General features: G+C 72.0%; 11 protein-coding genes and 1 pseudogene. 5 read left to right on the top strand and 7 right to left on the bottom strand.

Annotation, left to right across the window (positions count from 1 at the left end; all coding sequences use genetic code 11):
* Nucleotide 1 precedes the first annotated feature (1 nt).
* Together ACZ7OY_RS40195 and ACZ7OY_RS40190 are read right to left on the bottom strand one after the other, a co-directional pair.
* Nucleotides 2-1,249 carry an ABC transporter substrate-binding protein gene (locus ACZ7OY_RS40195; RefSeq protein ID WP_472250506.1) on the bottom strand — a complete coding sequence of 416 codons (1,248 nt, stop codon included), beginning with the start codon at nucleotides 1,247-1,249 and terminating at the stop codon, nucleotides 2-4.
* A 122-nt stretch (nucleotides 1,250-1,371) separates the two neighbouring features.
* The gene (locus ACZ7OY_RS40190; RefSeq protein WP_472250505.1) at nucleotides 1,372-2,916 is read right to left on the bottom strand and encodes a gamma-aminobutyraldehyde dehydrogenase; all 1,545 of its coding nucleotides are present in this window, start codon (nucleotides 2,914-2,916) and stop codon (nucleotides 1,372-1,374) included.
* Between the two features lie 221 nt (nucleotides 2,917-3,137).
* On the opposite strand from ACZ7OY_RS40190, the gene ACZ7OY_RS40185 reads away from it, so the two are divergent.
* Nucleotides 3,138-3,722: an NADAR family protein gene (locus ACZ7OY_RS40185; RefSeq protein WP_472250504.1), complete on the top strand. Its 585-nt coding sequence runs from the start codon at nucleotides 3,138-3,140 to the stop codon at nucleotides 3,720-3,722.
* 87 nt (nucleotides 3,723-3,809) lie between these two features.
* Here ACZ7OY_RS40185 and ACZ7OY_RS40180 read toward each other — a convergent pair whose 3' ends face one another.
* A complete protein-coding gene (locus tag ACZ7OY_RS40180) occupies nucleotides 3,810-4,802 on the bottom strand; it encodes a hypothetical protein (protein ID WP_472250503.1) in 993 nt (330 codons plus the stop codon).
* Between the two features lie 86 nt (nucleotides 4,803-4,888).
* On the opposite strand from ACZ7OY_RS40180, the pseudogene ACZ7OY_RS40175 reads away from it, so the two are divergent.
* From ACZ7OY_RS40175 to ACZ7OY_RS40165, 3 genes and pseudogenes are all read left to right on the top strand, one after another.
* Nucleotides 4,889-6,030, top strand: a pseudogene (locus ACZ7OY_RS40175) (adenosine deaminase).
* A 19-nt stretch (nucleotides 6,031-6,049) separates the two neighbouring features.
* On the top strand, nucleotides 6,050-6,787 hold the full coding sequence (locus tag ACZ7OY_RS40170) for a glycerophosphodiester phosphodiesterase (RefSeq protein WP_472250502.1): 738 nt from the start codon (nucleotides 6,050-6,052) through the stop codon (nucleotides 6,785-6,787).
* A gap of 159 nt (nucleotides 6,788-6,946) precedes the next feature.
* Nucleotides 6,947-8,110, top strand: a complete 1,164-nt coding sequence (locus ACZ7OY_RS40165; RefSeq protein WP_472250501.1) for a serine hydrolase domain-containing protein — start codon at nucleotides 6,947-6,949, stop codon at nucleotides 8,108-8,110.
* On the opposite strand, the gene ACZ7OY_RS40160 is transcribed toward ACZ7OY_RS40165, so the two are convergent.
* Entirely contained in the window at nucleotides 8,103-8,624 is a 522-nt protein-coding gene (locus ACZ7OY_RS40160; RefSeq protein ID WP_472250500.1) for a hypothetical protein, read from the bottom strand. The genes ACZ7OY_RS40165 and ACZ7OY_RS40160 overlap by 8 nt on opposite strands.
* Before the next feature lie 95 nt (nucleotides 8,625-8,719).
* On the opposite strand from ACZ7OY_RS40160, the gene ACZ7OY_RS40155 reads away from it, so the two are divergent.
* Nucleotides 8,720-9,199, top strand: a complete 480-nt coding sequence (locus tag ACZ7OY_RS40155) for a winged helix-turn-helix transcriptional regulator (protein WP_472250499.1) — start codon at nucleotides 8,720-8,722, stop codon at nucleotides 9,197-9,199.
* Nucleotides 9,200-9,308: 109 nt separating this feature from the next.
* Here the strand turns inward: ACZ7OY_RS40155 and ACZ7OY_RS40150 are convergent, their stop codons facing one another.
* From ACZ7OY_RS40150 to ACZ7OY_RS40140, 3 genes are all read right to left on the bottom strand, one after another.
* Nucleotides 9,309-10,499, bottom strand: a complete 1,191-nt coding sequence (locus ACZ7OY_RS40150; RefSeq protein WP_472250548.1) for a polyamine ABC transporter substrate-binding protein — start codon at nucleotides 10,497-10,499, stop codon at nucleotides 9,309-9,311.
* A gap of 134 nt (nucleotides 10,500-10,633) precedes the next feature.
* Nucleotides 10,634-11,848 carry a HAMP domain-containing sensor histidine kinase gene (locus tag ACZ7OY_RS40145; RefSeq protein WP_472250498.1) on the bottom strand — a complete coding sequence of 405 codons (1,215 nt, stop codon included), beginning with the start codon at nucleotides 11,846-11,848 and terminating at the stop codon, nucleotides 10,634-10,636.
* The gene (locus ACZ7OY_RS40140) at nucleotides 11,845-12,501 is read right to left on the bottom strand and encodes a response regulator transcription factor (RefSeq protein WP_152894259.1); all 657 of its coding nucleotides are present in this window, start codon (nucleotides 12,499-12,501) and stop codon (nucleotides 11,845-11,847) included. The genes ACZ7OY_RS40145 and ACZ7OY_RS40140 overlap by 4 nt, the downstream gene beginning before the upstream one ends.
* Between the last annotated feature and the right edge of the window lie 190 nt (nucleotides 12,502-12,691).

The raw sequence follows: 12,691 nt of genomic DNA, 5'->3' as shown, positions 1-12,691 counted from the left end.
GTCACGCCCCTGTGAGCTTCGCGAACTTCTCTTCGTAGGCCGTCTCTTCCTTCTGGCTCAGCGCGCGGAAGGAGTGGGACCTGGCCTGCATGTCCTTGTCGGGGACGATCAGCGGGTTGTTCGCCGCGTCCTGGTCGATCTTGGCAAGGTAGGGCTTCACGCCTTCGACCGGCGTCGCGTAGTTGATGTACGCGGCGAGCTCGGCGGCCTGCTCCGGCTCGTAGTAGAAGTCGATCAGCCGCTCGGCGTTCGTCTTGTGACGCGCCTTGTTGGGCACCAGCAGGTTGTCGGTCGACGTCATGTAGCCGCTGTCGGGGATGACGAAGTCGACGTCCGGGCTGTCGTTCTTGAGCTGGACGATGTCGCCGGCCCAGGCGACACAGGCCGCGATGTCGCCCTTGGTGAGGTCGGAGGTGTAGTCGTTGCCGGTGAAGCGGCGGATCTGGCCGTTGTCGACGGCCTTCTGGAGCCGGGCTATGGCGGCGTCGAAGTCGTCGTCGGTGAACTTCGCCGGGTCCTTGCCCATGTCCAGCAGGGTCATGCCCATGGTGTCGCGCATCTCGGACAGGAACGAGACGCGGCCCTTGAGCTTGGGGTTGTCGAGGAGGTCGGAGACCGACTTCACCTCGATGCCGTCGAGGGCCTTCTTGTTGAAGGCGACGATGGTGGGGATGCCCTGCCACGGGTACGAGTAGGCGCGTCCCGGGTCCCAGTCGGGGTTGCGGAACTGCGGCGACAGGTTGGTGTAGGCGTGCGGCAGGTGGGACGGGTCGAGTTTCTGCACCCAGCCCAGGCGGATCACGCGTGCGGCCAGCCAGTCGGTGAGGACGATCAGGTCGCGGCCGGTTTCCTGGCCCGCGGCGAGCTGCGGCTTGATCTTCGCGAAGAACTCGTTGTTGTCGTTGATGTCCTCGGTGTACTTCACCGAGATTCCGGTCCGCCTGAGGAACGTCTCCAGCGTCGGGTGGTGCTTGCCGCTGTCGTCGAGGTCGATGTACTCGGTCCAGTTGGAGAAGTTGAGGGTCTTCTCCGTGGCCGAGTGGTCCTCTGCCGAGGTGCCGCCCTGCGTCTTGCCGGCCGCGGGGATCCCGCAGCCGCTCAGCGCCCCGATTCCGCCGACCGCGAGCGCGCCGCCCGCGGAGGCGCGCAGCAGCGAACGGCGGGTCATGGCTGCCCTGCCGTTGCGGAGGCTGCGCCGCATGGCGGCCGTCTGGGCCGGGGTCAGGCGGTCGGGCTCGTACTGCTCCATGCGCGTGGTGCCCTTTCGGGAGGATGGGCGGCCGCGGGTCAGGCGGCCTGGTTTCTCACTCGGCGACGGCCGGTCGTCTCGGGTGTCCGGCCGTCGCGCATCCGGCTACCGCCGGGCGGCGGTCACGGCCGGTCCCCGAAGACGGTGCGGTGCCAGTCCTTCCTGGCCACCGCGGTGTTGTCGAACATGACGTGCTTGACCTGGGTGTATTCCTCAAACGAGTACGCGGACATGTCCTTGCCGAAGCCGGATTGCTTGTATCCGCCGTGCGGCATCTCACTGATGATCGGAATGTGGTCGTTGACCCACACGCAGCCCGCCTTGATCTCACGGGTGGCCCGGTTCGCCCGGTAGACGTCCCGGCTCCACGCGGAGGCGGCAAGGCCGTACGGGGTGTCGTTGGCCAACCGGAGGCCCTCATCATCACTGTCGAACGGCAGAACGACCAGTACCGGACCGAAGATCTCCGACTGGACGATCTCGCTGTCCTGCACGGCGTCCGCGACAAGGGTGGGACGATAGTACGCGCCGTCCGCGAGGTCCCCCGCGGGCGCCTCGCCGCCGGTGACCACGCGCGCGTAGGCGCGGGCCCGGTCGACGAATCCGGCGACGCGGTCGCGCTGGACGTGCGAGATCAGCGGACCGAGGTCGGTGCCGGGGGCGAACGGGTCACCGAGCCGTACGGTCTCCATCAGTTCGGCCGTGCGCGCGACGAACGCCTCGTAGAGCGGGCGCTGCACGTACGCGCGCGTGGCGGCCGTGCAGTCCTGGCCGGTGTTGATGAGCGCGCCCGCGACGGCGCCGTTGGCGGCGGCCTCGAGGTCGGCGTCGTCGAAGACGACGAAGGGGGCCTTGCCGCCCAGCTCCAGGTGGATCCGCTTGACGGTGGCGGTCGCGATCTCGGCGACCCGCTTGCCGACGGCGGTGGAACCGGTGAAGGAGGTCATGGCCACGTCGGGGTGCGCGACGAGGTGCTCGCCCGCCTCCAGGCCGGTGCCGGTGACGATGTTGACGACCCCGTCCGGCAGTCCGGCGTCGGTCGCCGCCTGGGCGAAGAGCAGTGCGGTCAGCGGGGTGAGCTCGGCCGGCTTCAGCACGACGGTGTTGCCCGCGGCGATCGCCGGGAGGATCTTCCAGGCGGCCATCTGGAGCGGATAGTTCCAGGGCGCGATGGAGCCGATCACACCGATCGCCTCACGGCGGACGTACGACGTGTGGTCGCCGGAGTACTCGCCCGCGGACTGCCCCTGGAGATGCCGGGCGGCACCGGCGAAGAACGCCGTGTTGTCGATGGTCCCCGGGACGTCGAACTCGCGGGTCAGCTTGAGCGGTTTGCCGCACTGGAGCGACTCGGCGCGCGCGAAGTCCTCGGCGCGCTCGGCGAGCACGGCGGCGAAGCGGTGCAGCGCCTCGGAGCGTTCGCCGGGCGTGGCACCGGACCAGCCGGGGAACGCCTCGCGCGCGGCGGCGACGGCCGCGTCCACGTCGTCGGGTCCGGCCAGTTCGAAGGTGTAGACCTCCTCACCGGTGGCGGGGTCGACGACCGCGTGGGTGCGACCGGAGGTGCCCTTGGTCAGACGGCCGGCGATGAACTGCGCACCGTCCGCCAGGCGTTCCTGGGCGGGAAACCGGTCCGGGGTGGCGTTGGCTGTGCCCGGGTTCTGCATGTCGCTCTCCTCCGCCGTCGGCCCACTCGTACCGGTCGTACGGGGGGGCGGGTGGCGTAGCTCCAGCTCGATTTGAGTGCCGATCCTGGCAGAGCAAAAGGACTCCAACAAGTGATTCCGTTGTTGCCTTTTGGTTACGCGACGGAATCTGTCGACCAGGTGTCGAGTCGACGCGGAAAAGGAAGGACGGAGTGTCAGTGGCACCTGCCAGACTCGCGTGCATGGGGAAGATCGATTCTTGGGAGACCCTGGTCAGGGAGGTCCACGCGGGAGCGGGGATCAAATATCTGCGGTTCTGGGGCCACCGCCCCCGGCCCGACGGCCGGCTCGGGGCGAGCTGTCTGAGCCAGTGGTGGCCGTCACCGTTCATGGTCGAGGGCGTCGCCTACGCGACCGCCGAGCACTGGATGATGGCCGGCAAGGCACGGCTCTTCGGCGACCCGGAGGCGGAGCGGCTCGTACTGGCCGCCGGGCACCCCGCACAGGCGAAGAAGGCCGGGCGGCTGGTGCGCGGCTTCGACGAGACGGTGTGGGAACGCGAGCGGTTCCGGATCGTGGTCGAGGGCAGCGTCCACAAGTTCGGCTCCGACCCCGGGCTGCGGCACTTCCTGCTGGGCACGGGCGACCGGGTCCTGGTGGAGGCGAGTCCGGTCGACCGGATCTGGGGCATCGGCCTCGCCGCGGACGACGAGGCGGCGGCGGACCCGCGGCGGTGGCGGGGGCCGAACCTGCTGGGATTCGCGCTGATGGAGGCCCGGGATCGGATACGGGCACAGGGGAGCACGGAACCGGGCGCGAGGGCATAGGGCCCCCGCCCCGCCTCGGCCGGGATGGGGGGCGAGACCAGAGAGCCGGATCAGGGGACCGGCTCAAAGGGCGGATCGGGGGCGTTATCAGGGGGCGACGAACATCAGGACGATCATTCCGATGCCGAGGAAGATGCCCACACCACCGCAGATGGCACCGGCCAGGGCCTGGCCCCCGTTCGTGGCCTCGCCCCGGTTGGCCTTCCTGCGGCCGATCAGGCCGAAGATCAGTCCGAGGACGCCCATGATGATGGCGATGGGCCAGAGGCAGAACACGATGGCCGACAGGATGCCCAGCACCAGACCTGCGGTGCCCATCCCGTTGTCCGCCATGGGCGGCATACCGGGCCAGCCGTAGTAGCCGGGGAGGCCCGGAGTGCCCGGGGCCTGCGGTCCGTGGGCGCCGCCGTAGCCCGGCTGCGCCGGATAGCCGAAGCCGCCGGGGTAGCCGTACGGCGTCTGGCCGGGGCCGTCCGGCGCGATGGGCGGCGGCGGGACCGGCTCACCGCCCTGGGCCGGAGGTGCGAAGGGGTTGCCGGGGGCACCGGCCGGACCGCCCGCCGTCGCCCCGGGGTACGGCGGCGGATAGGCGCCGGCCGGACCGCCGGGCCCGGCCGGGGAGGGAGCGGCCGGGGAGGGCGGGGCGAACGGACCGGTCCACTGCCGGTCCGTCCCGGCGCCGGGCACTGCGGGGTGCGTTCCGCCCGGGCCGCCGAACGGCGCGCCGGGCACCGTGACGTTGCCCGCGTCGGGCATGGTCACGGCCGTCTGCCGGTCGTGGCCGGCCGGCGGGGCGGGAGCGGGCCAGGTGGGCGTCGCGACGGTGTGGCCGGGTCCGTCGCCCGCGGCCGGGGCCGTCGGCGGTGCCCAGGGGTTCGCCGCACCGGTCCCGGCGGCTTCCGCGGTCCCGGGAGCCGTGGGCGCCCCGTCCGTCGGCGCGGCGTCCGCGGGCACCCCGTCCACCGGCCCGTCCGCCGCCCGCTTGCCGAGGGACACCGGGGGAACCGGGCCACCGGCCGGAACCGGGCCGTGTGCGGCCGCGTTCTCCGCTGTCTCCGGCGTCGACGCGTCGTCGGACATGCGCGGGATCCCCTCTGTTGTACGTGCCGTCATGCTAAGGCCCACGCTCTCGCGGCGGGGGCCCGGCCTACGATGATCCCCGAGTCATCGATCAGCCGATCACCCGCGTCCCGCCCGGCGCCACAGCGTCCGGGACGCCCGCCCCGGGGAGGACCCCATGACCATCCGCACCGACGCCGGACGCGACCCGCGTGCCCCGCACGACCTGCACGCCTTCATCGCCGGACTGCCCAAGGCCGAGCTGCACGTGCACCACGTCGGTTCCGCCTCGCCCCGGATCGTCTCCGAACTCGCCGCCCGGCACCCCGACTCCAAGGTCCCCACCGACCCCGAGGCCCTGGCCGACTACTTCACGTTCACGGACTTCGCCCACTTCATCGACGTGTACCTGTCCGTCGTCGACCTGATCCGCACCCCGGAGGACGTCCGGCTGCTGACCTACGAGGTGGCCCGGGACCTGGCCCGGCAGCAGGTGCGCTACGCCGAGCTGACCATCACCCCGTTCTCCTCGACCCGCCGCGGTATCGACGAGGCCGCCTTCATGGACGCGATCGAGGACGCCCGCAAGGCGGCCGAGGCCGAGTTCGGGACCGTGCTGCGCTGGTGCTTCGACATCCCCGGCGAGGCGGGGCTGGAGTCGGCCGAGGAGACGGTACGGCTGGCCACCGACGACCGGCTGCGGCCCGAGGGCCTGGTGTCCTTCGGGCTCGGCGGACCGGAGATCGGTGTACCGAGGCCGCAGTTCAAGCCCTTCTTCGACCAGGCGATCGCGGCCGGGCTGCACTCCGTACCGCACGCCGGTGAGACCACCGGGCCCGAGACGGTGTGGGACGCCCTGAACCACCTGGGCGCCGAGCGCATCGGCCACGGCACCAGCTCCGCCCAGGACCCCCGGCTGCTGGCCCATCTCGCCGAGCACCGCATCGCGCTGGAGGTGTGCCCGACCTCCAACATCGCCACCCGCGCGGTCCGCACGCTGGACGAGCACCCGATCAAGGAGTTCACCCGGGCCGGGGTCCTGGTCACCATCAACTCCGACGACCCGCCGATGTTCGGCACCGACCTCAACAACGAGTACGCCGTGGCCGCGCGGCTGCTCGACCTCGACGAGCGGGGTGTGGCCGACCTGGCGAAGAACGCCGTCGAGGCGTCCTTCCTGGACGCGGCGGGCAAGGCCCGGATCGCCGCCGAGATCGACGCCCACACCTCGGCGTGGCTCGCGCGCTGACTCGCGCACAATGGGGTCCATGCAGACCCTGACCGCCGTGGCCCACCGCGGCGACCCCTACCGCTTCCGTGAGAACACGGTCGACTCGCTGCGTTCCGCGCTCCAACAGGGCGCGGACGCGGTGGAGTTCGACGTACGGCTCACCCGCGACGGCGTCCCCGTGCTGCTGCACGACGAGACGCTGAAGCGGCTGTGGGGACACGACCGGCCGCTTCGCTCCCTGACCGCGGACGAGGTGCGGGCACTGACCGCGGGCGGGGTGCCGACGCTCGCGGAGGCGCTGGCCGCGACGGACGGACTGCGGGTGATGATCGACCTGCCGGGCCTGAGCGGCCGCCGCTCGGCCGAGGCTGTCCTGGACGTCGTGCGTGGGTGCGGTGCGCGCGACCGCGCCTACTACTGCGCGGACGCCGAGGCGATGCTCGCCGTCAGAGCCGCCGACCAGGCCGCCGAGATCGCCCTGACCTGGACCTCCCTCGCGCCGCCGCGGCCCGCGCTGCTGGACGTCGTACGCCCGCGGTGGCTCAACTACCGATTCACCCTGGTGGATCGTGAGCTCGCCGCCCGGGTCCACCACGGCGGCCGGCTGCTCTCCGTCTGGACCCCCGACACCCGCCGCTCGATGCGCCGTCTGATCGACCTGGGCGTCGACTCCATCACCACCAACCGCATCGACGCGCTCCGTGTGCTGCGGGACGGCGTGGAACAACGGGACGGCCGGGACCACCCCCACGCCGCCTCCCGGCCCGTCCCCTAGGGGGATCCACCCGGACAAGTCCCTTACACGGCAGGTGAATCGACCGGGTCGAACCAGGGGCGGACGCCCTCCCCGACGACGATCCGGCGGCCCGCGCACGGCACGAGGATGATCGCGAACCGCTCGCAGATCCGGCCTCGACCTCCTCAGGAGCATCCGATGCGCGCTCACCGCCGCACCATCGCCCTCGCCGCCTCCGTCGTCCTCGCGCTGACGGCCGGCCCGCTGGCCGCCCCGGCGTTCGCCGCCCCGGCACCGGCCACCCGGGCGTCCGCCGCCGAGGCCACGCCCGGCCCGGACGCCGAGGCACTGCGCGCCGCGATCGCGGGTCTGCCGGACGCGGACGCCACCGCCGCGCTGGTCCGGATCGGCGGTACCGACGGCGCCTGGCGCGGCAGCGCGGGCGTGCACGACCTGGCGAGCGGCCGGGCGGCGGACCCGGACGCCCGCTTCCGGGCCGGTTCGACGACGAAGGTGGTGACGGCGGCGGTCGTGCTGAAGCTGGCCGCGCAGGGCCGGATCGACCTGGGCGCGCCCGTCCAGCACTATCTGCCCGGCCTGTTCACCTCCGCCTTCGAGCCGATCACCGTACGGCAGTTGCTGAACCACACCAGTGGCATCCGGGCGGGCGACGGCTGGGGGGACTCCTTCGAGGAGCAGTACGCGCACCGCTTCGACACCCTGACCCCACGGCAGGTCGTGCGGTCGGCGGTGGCCAAGGGGCCGGAGTTCCGCCCCGGGCACGGACAGGACTACCTCAACATCAACTACACGGTGCTCGGCCTGCTGGTCGAGAAGGTGACGGGACACTCGTACGCCTCGGAGGCCACCCGGCTCGTACTGCGCCCCGCCGGTATGCGGGACACGTACTTCCCCGGCACCGACCCCCGGATCCGCGGCCCGCACAACCACGGTTACCAGGCGGTGCGGCGGGCCGACGGGACGACGGAGTTCGTCGACGTGACGGAGTGGAACCAGGCGGACCGCTGGGCGGCCGGGGACATGATCTCCACGACCGCCGATCTGGAGCGGCTGATCACCTCGCTGTTCCGGGGCCGGATCGTGCCCGGCCCGCAGCTGGCGGAGATGTTCACGGTCCCGTCCGGCGTCCCGGGTGCCTCGTACAGCGCCGGGCTCCAGCGGTTCGAGTACCAGGGGCGGGAGTACTGGCTCAAGTCCGGTGCCCGGTACGGCTACAGCACGGTCGTCGCCGCGACCCGCGACCTGAGCCGGACCGTGGTCTACTCGGTCGGCTCGACGGACGCCAAGGGCGAGGAGATGAACCCGGTGTCCCTGCGGATCGCCCTGGCCGCGCTCAAGTAGCCGGCACGGGGGCGGGAGCGGGGGTCAGTGCTTCCAGGAGCTTGATCCGCCTGCGCACGACGTACAGCGGGATCACGCCGAACACCCCGAAGGACATGTCGACGACCGTCCACCAGAAGGGGATCCCCCGCACCGGGCCACAGATCAGCGCGAGCGGGATGATCCCGGCGCAGGCGATCATCCCGAACTCCACGACCCAGATGTTGCGTACGGGGTCGCGGTACGGGCCGTAGAAGGCGACCGCGATGACGAGGTGCGCGAACGCCAGCCAGTCCGTGCCGTACAGCAGGAAGGGGTACTCGGCGTCGGCGGTGTCCAGCCCGGTCCGCACCCGCTCGATCCAGCTCATCAGGGCGGGCAGGTGCTCCGGCACGGACAGGGCCCGCAACAGGTCCTCGGTCCAGCGGAGCTCGTGCACCAGGGGAAAGGCCGTGGCGCCGCTGAGCACCAGGCAGACGACGAAGATGACCAGCCACACGCGAATGCCCTTCACCAGGGCGGCTCTGTCGCTCATGGCCAGAGCGTACGCCTTTATTGAACATGTTCAAAAGCGTTGTTCGAGAATCCCCTCTCTGGATGTCAATCTCGAAGTCTGCCTACGATGGCCGTATGACGTGGCTTGAGACGAGCACCGACAACTGCACGCTCCAGCGGACCCTCGACCTGGTCGGCGAGAAGTGGTCGCTGCTGGTCCTCAGGGACGCCATGAACGGCGTGCGGCGCTTCGACGACTTCCGCCGGCACGTCGGTCTGTCCGAGAGCGTGCTGGCCGACCGGCTGCGGAAGCTGGTCGCCGCGGGGATCATGCACACCGTCCCCTACAGCGAGCCCGGCAGCCGCACCCGCCACGAGTACCGGCTCACCCGCAAGGGCTGGGAGCTGTGGCCCGCGATGATCGCCCTGAAGCAGTGGGGCGACCGCCATGCGGCCGACCCGGAGGGGAGCCCCCTGGAGGTCGTGCACCGCGAGTGCGGCGGGCCGGTGGAGGCCGTGGTCGTCTGCACGGCCGGACACGGCACGCTCGACCCGCCCCAGGCACGCACCCGCCCGGGCCCGGCCGCCCACCCCCTGGACCTGGCGGGTCGTTAGGACTGCGCGCCCGAGGACTCCGCGTTCGAGGACTCGACGGGCGAGGACTCCACAGCCGAGGACTCCACGGCCGAGGACTCCACGGCCGAGGGCCCCGCGGCCGGCGCCGTCACAGGCCGACGATCGTGTTCCACCGCTTGGCGAACTCCACGCGCTCCGCGGAGGTGATGTCCCGGGCGATCGCGAGCCGCTCGCGCATGGTCGCGTCGGGGAAGATCAGCGGGTTCTCCGCGAGGGCGGCGGTGTCCTCGTCGTCGGAGGCGGCCAGGACGGCCTGGGCCGCCGGGACCGGGCAGACGTAGTTCACCCAGGCCGCGAGCTCCGCGGCGACCTCGGGATCGTAGTAGAAGTCGATCAGCCGCTCGGCGTTCGCCTTGTGCCGGGCCAGGTCGGGGATCATCAGGGAGTCCGACCACAGTTCGGCGCCCGACTCGGGGACGACGAAGCGGATGTCGGGGTTGTCGGCCTGGAGCTGGATGACGTCGCCCGAGTACGCCTGGCAGGCCAGCACGTCCCCGCTGACCAGGTCCTTGGTGTAGTCGTTGCCGGTGAAGCGCCGTATCCGGCCCTGGTGGACGTACTTCTCGACCTGGTCGCAGACGGTGTGGAAGTCGTCGGCCGTCCAGCGGGTGACGTCGACCCCGTTGCCCTGCATCAACAGCGCGAACGACTCGTCGAGTCCGGACAGCAGGGTGACCCGGCCCTTCAGATCGTCCGCCCACAGGTCGGAGACCTGGCGTATCTCCCGGCCCAGCCTGCGGCGGTCGTACGCGATACCGGTGATGCCGGACTGCCACGGCACCGTGAACCTGCGGCCGGGGTCGAAGGCGGGTGAGCGCAGCAGCGGGTCGAGGTGCTCCGCCACCCGGGGCTGGCGGGCCCGGTCCATCTTCTGCACCCAGCCCAGCCGGACGAACCGCGCGCACATCCAGTCGCTGACGACGATCAGATCGCGGCCGGTCGGCTGATGGTTCATCAGCGCGGGGCTGATCTTCCCGAAGAACTCGTCGTTGTCGTTGATCTCCTCGACGTAGTCGACGGAGATCCCCGTGTGCTTGCCGAAGGCCTCCAGCGTGGGCCGCCGCGTCGTGTCGTCGTCGTCCGTGTCGATGTACAGCGGCCAGTTCGCCCAGGTCAGTCTCTTGTCGGAGGCGGAGCGGTCGGCGGCCGCCCGGTCGCCGGGCGCCACGTACGCGGCGGGCACACCGCAGCCGGCGAGTCCGCCCAGCAGCGCACCGCCGCCCAGCGCGCGCAGGAGGGTCCGACGGGCGACGGGCGAGGTGCTGCGGGACAGCGACATGGGGGACATGCGGGACAGCATGCCCGTCCCGTGCACGGCCGGACAATCGACGCTGCGTCGAGCTCGGCGGCCCGGCCCCGACACCTTGTCGACCAAGTACGCCGCAGGTCGTCCCGCACGTCCGGGCCGGGCGGTCAGCGGACCCTGCGGGCCGCCGCCACCCCCGGCCCGATCGCGGCGACGGGCTGGGCACCGGGAAAGCGGGGCAGGCCGACCTCGACCACCAGACCTCCCGGGGGCCGGGTCCTGGCCAGCACCCGGCCGCCGTGCGCGCCGACCACGGCCGCCACGATGGACAGGCCGAGGCCCAGCCCGTCCCGGCTGTGGACGCGCTCCGGACCGAGCCGGCGGAAGGGCTGGAACAGTCCCTCGGCCCGGTCGGCCGGGATCACCGGACCACTGTTCTCGATCCGCAGCCCGGCCCGGCCGGCCGCGTCCACCCCCGTCCACACGCTGACCCAACCCCCCTCGCCCGCCGGAAGGTTGTGGCGTACGGCGTTCTCGGTGAGGTTGACCACGAGCCGCTCGACGAGTTGCGGGTCACCGAGCACGGGGGCGGCCTCGATACGGGCCTCGACGCGCGGGCCCGAGCGCGGCAGATGCTCCCGCACGATCGCCGCCAGGTCCACGAACTCCCGTCGTTCCAGGCCCCGCTGACTGCGGGCCAGCGTCAACAGCGCCTCGATCAGCCGTTCCTGCTCCTGCCCGGCCGCCCGCACCCGCAGCAGCGCCGCCCGCAACTCAGGGGCGCGGGCGTCGGGGTCGGCGAGGGTCACGTCGACGATGGTCTGCTGGAGGGTGAGCGGGGTGCGCAGTTCGTGCGAGGCGTTGGCGACGAACTGCCGCTGCGCCTCGAACGCGCCCTCCAGCCGGGCGAGTACGTCGTCGAAGGTGTCCGCCACGGCCTTCAGCTCGTCGTCGGGCCCGGGTACGGCGAGCCGCTCGTGCAGGTTGTCGGCGGAGATCCGGCGGGCGGCGGCCGTCATGGTCCGCAGCGGAGCCAGCACCCGGCCGGCCATCAGCCAGCCGAGCGCGAGCGAGGCCAGCGCCATCACGGCGAGCGCGACAGCACCCTCGACGAGGAGGTCGTGCAGCTGGCCCTCGTGCAGGATCTCGGCGACGGCGCTGATGGTCGCCGCCGGAGCCCCCGGGGCCGCCGGGCCGAGGGCGCTGCCCGAGATGCCGGGGCCCTGCACGGAGGTGACCGTCCTGGCGCCGGACTCGGAGTGGGCGGCGAGGAAGTAGACGAAGGCCAGCAGCAGCGCGCCGGCCACCACGAACAGCGCACTGTAGAGGAGCGTCAGACGCCACCGGATGCTGCGCGCGAACCACTGGGCGGAGCCGGTCATCGGATGCGGTACCCGGCCCGGTCCACCGTCTCGATCAGCGGTGGCTCCCCCAGCTTGCGGCGCAGTCTGCTGACGGTCACCTTGACGGTCTGGCTGAAGGGGTCGGCGGCCTCGTCCCAGGCCCGCTCCAGGAGTTCCTCGGTGGACACGGCCGCGCCCTGCGCGCAGAGCAGCAGTTCGAGCACGGCGAACTCCTTGGGGCTGAGCGGCAGCCGGAACCCGGCCCGGCTCGCCTCGCGCCGGGCCGGGTCGACCCGCAGTTCGCCGCGGACCAGCACCGGCGGCAGGGCGGGCTGCGCACGGCGGGCCAACGCCCGGATCCGGGCGACCAGTTCGGCGAAGGCGAACGGCTTGGGCAGATAGTCGTCGGCGCCGAGTCCGAGCCCGGCGACCCGGTCGGCCACGGTGCCGGACGCGGTGAGCATCAGGACCCGGGCCCGTCCGCCGCCGGCCGCCAGCGTCCGGCACACCTGGTCGCCGTGGACCACGGGCAGGTCCCGGTCGAGCACGACGACGTCGTAGCCGTTGACCTCGGCACGCTCCAGGGCGGTCGAACCGTCGAGCGCGAGGTCGACGGCCATGCCCTCCCGGCGCAGCCCGGCGGCCACGGTCTCGGCCAGTTCCCGGTGGTCCTCGGCCAGCAGTACACGCATGGCGCCCAGTGTGCTGGGTCGCCGGTTACACGCGCATAAGAGCTCCCGGCCCCCGTACGGACGGCGGAACCGGCCGGTCCCGGTACGGACGCCAGAACCGGCCGGTCCCGGTACGGACGCCAGAACCGGCCGGTCCCGGTACGGACGCCAGAACCGGCCGGTCCCGGTACGGACGCCAGAACCGGCCGGG

The sequence above is a fragment of the Streptomyces sp. NPDC107559 genome (assembly GCF_055657365.1).
The sequence above is the reverse complement of the archived record's forward strand: the minus strand, read 5'-3'. Positions and strand labels throughout refer to the sequence as shown.

Excerpts from the sequence above, each read along its gene's own strand:
- ACZ7OY_RS40195 (WP_472250506.1), bottom strand. The coding sequence starts at position 1,249 with ATGGAGCAGTACGAGCCCGACCGCCTGACCCCGGCCCAGACGGCCGCC.
- ACZ7OY_RS40165 (WP_472250501.1), top strand. The coding sequence starts at position 6,947 with ATGCGCGCTCACCGCCGCACCATCGCCCTCGCCGCCTCCGTCGTCCTC.
- ACZ7OY_RS40155 (WP_472250499.1), top strand. The coding sequence starts at position 8,720 with ATGACGTGGCTTGAGACGAGCACCGACAACTGCACGCTCCAGCGGACC.
- ACZ7OY_RS40185 (WP_472250504.1), top strand. The coding sequence starts at position 3,138 with ATGGGGAAGATCGATTCTTGGGAGACCCTGGTCAGGGAGGTCCACGCG.
- ACZ7OY_RS40180 (WP_472250503.1), bottom strand. The coding sequence starts at position 4,802 with ATGTCCGACGACGCGTCGACGCCGGAGACAGCGGAGAACGCGGCCGCA.
- ACZ7OY_RS40145 (WP_472250498.1), bottom strand. The coding sequence starts at position 11,848 with ATGACCGGCTCCGCCCAGTGGTTCGCGCGCAGCATCCGGTGGCGTCTG.
- ACZ7OY_RS40190 (WP_472250505.1), bottom strand. The coding sequence starts at position 2,916 with ATGCAGAACCCGGGCACAGCCAACGCCACCCCGGACCGGTTTCCCGCC.
- ACZ7OY_RS40140 (WP_152894259.1), bottom strand. The coding sequence starts at position 12,501 with ATGCGTGTACTGCTGGCCGAGGACCACCGGGAACTGGCCGAGACCGTG.
- ACZ7OY_RS40170 (WP_472250502.1), top strand. The coding sequence starts at position 6,050 with ATGCAGACCCTGACCGCCGTGGCCCACCGCGGCGACCCCTACCGCTTC.
- ACZ7OY_RS40160 (WP_472250500.1), bottom strand. The coding sequence starts at position 8,624 with ATGAGCGACAGAGCCGCCCTGGTGAAGGGCATTCGCGTGTGGCTGGTC.
- ACZ7OY_RS40150 (WP_472250548.1), bottom strand. The coding sequence starts at position 10,499 with ATGTCGCTGTCCCGCAGCACCTCGCCCGTCGCCCGTCGGACCCTCCTG.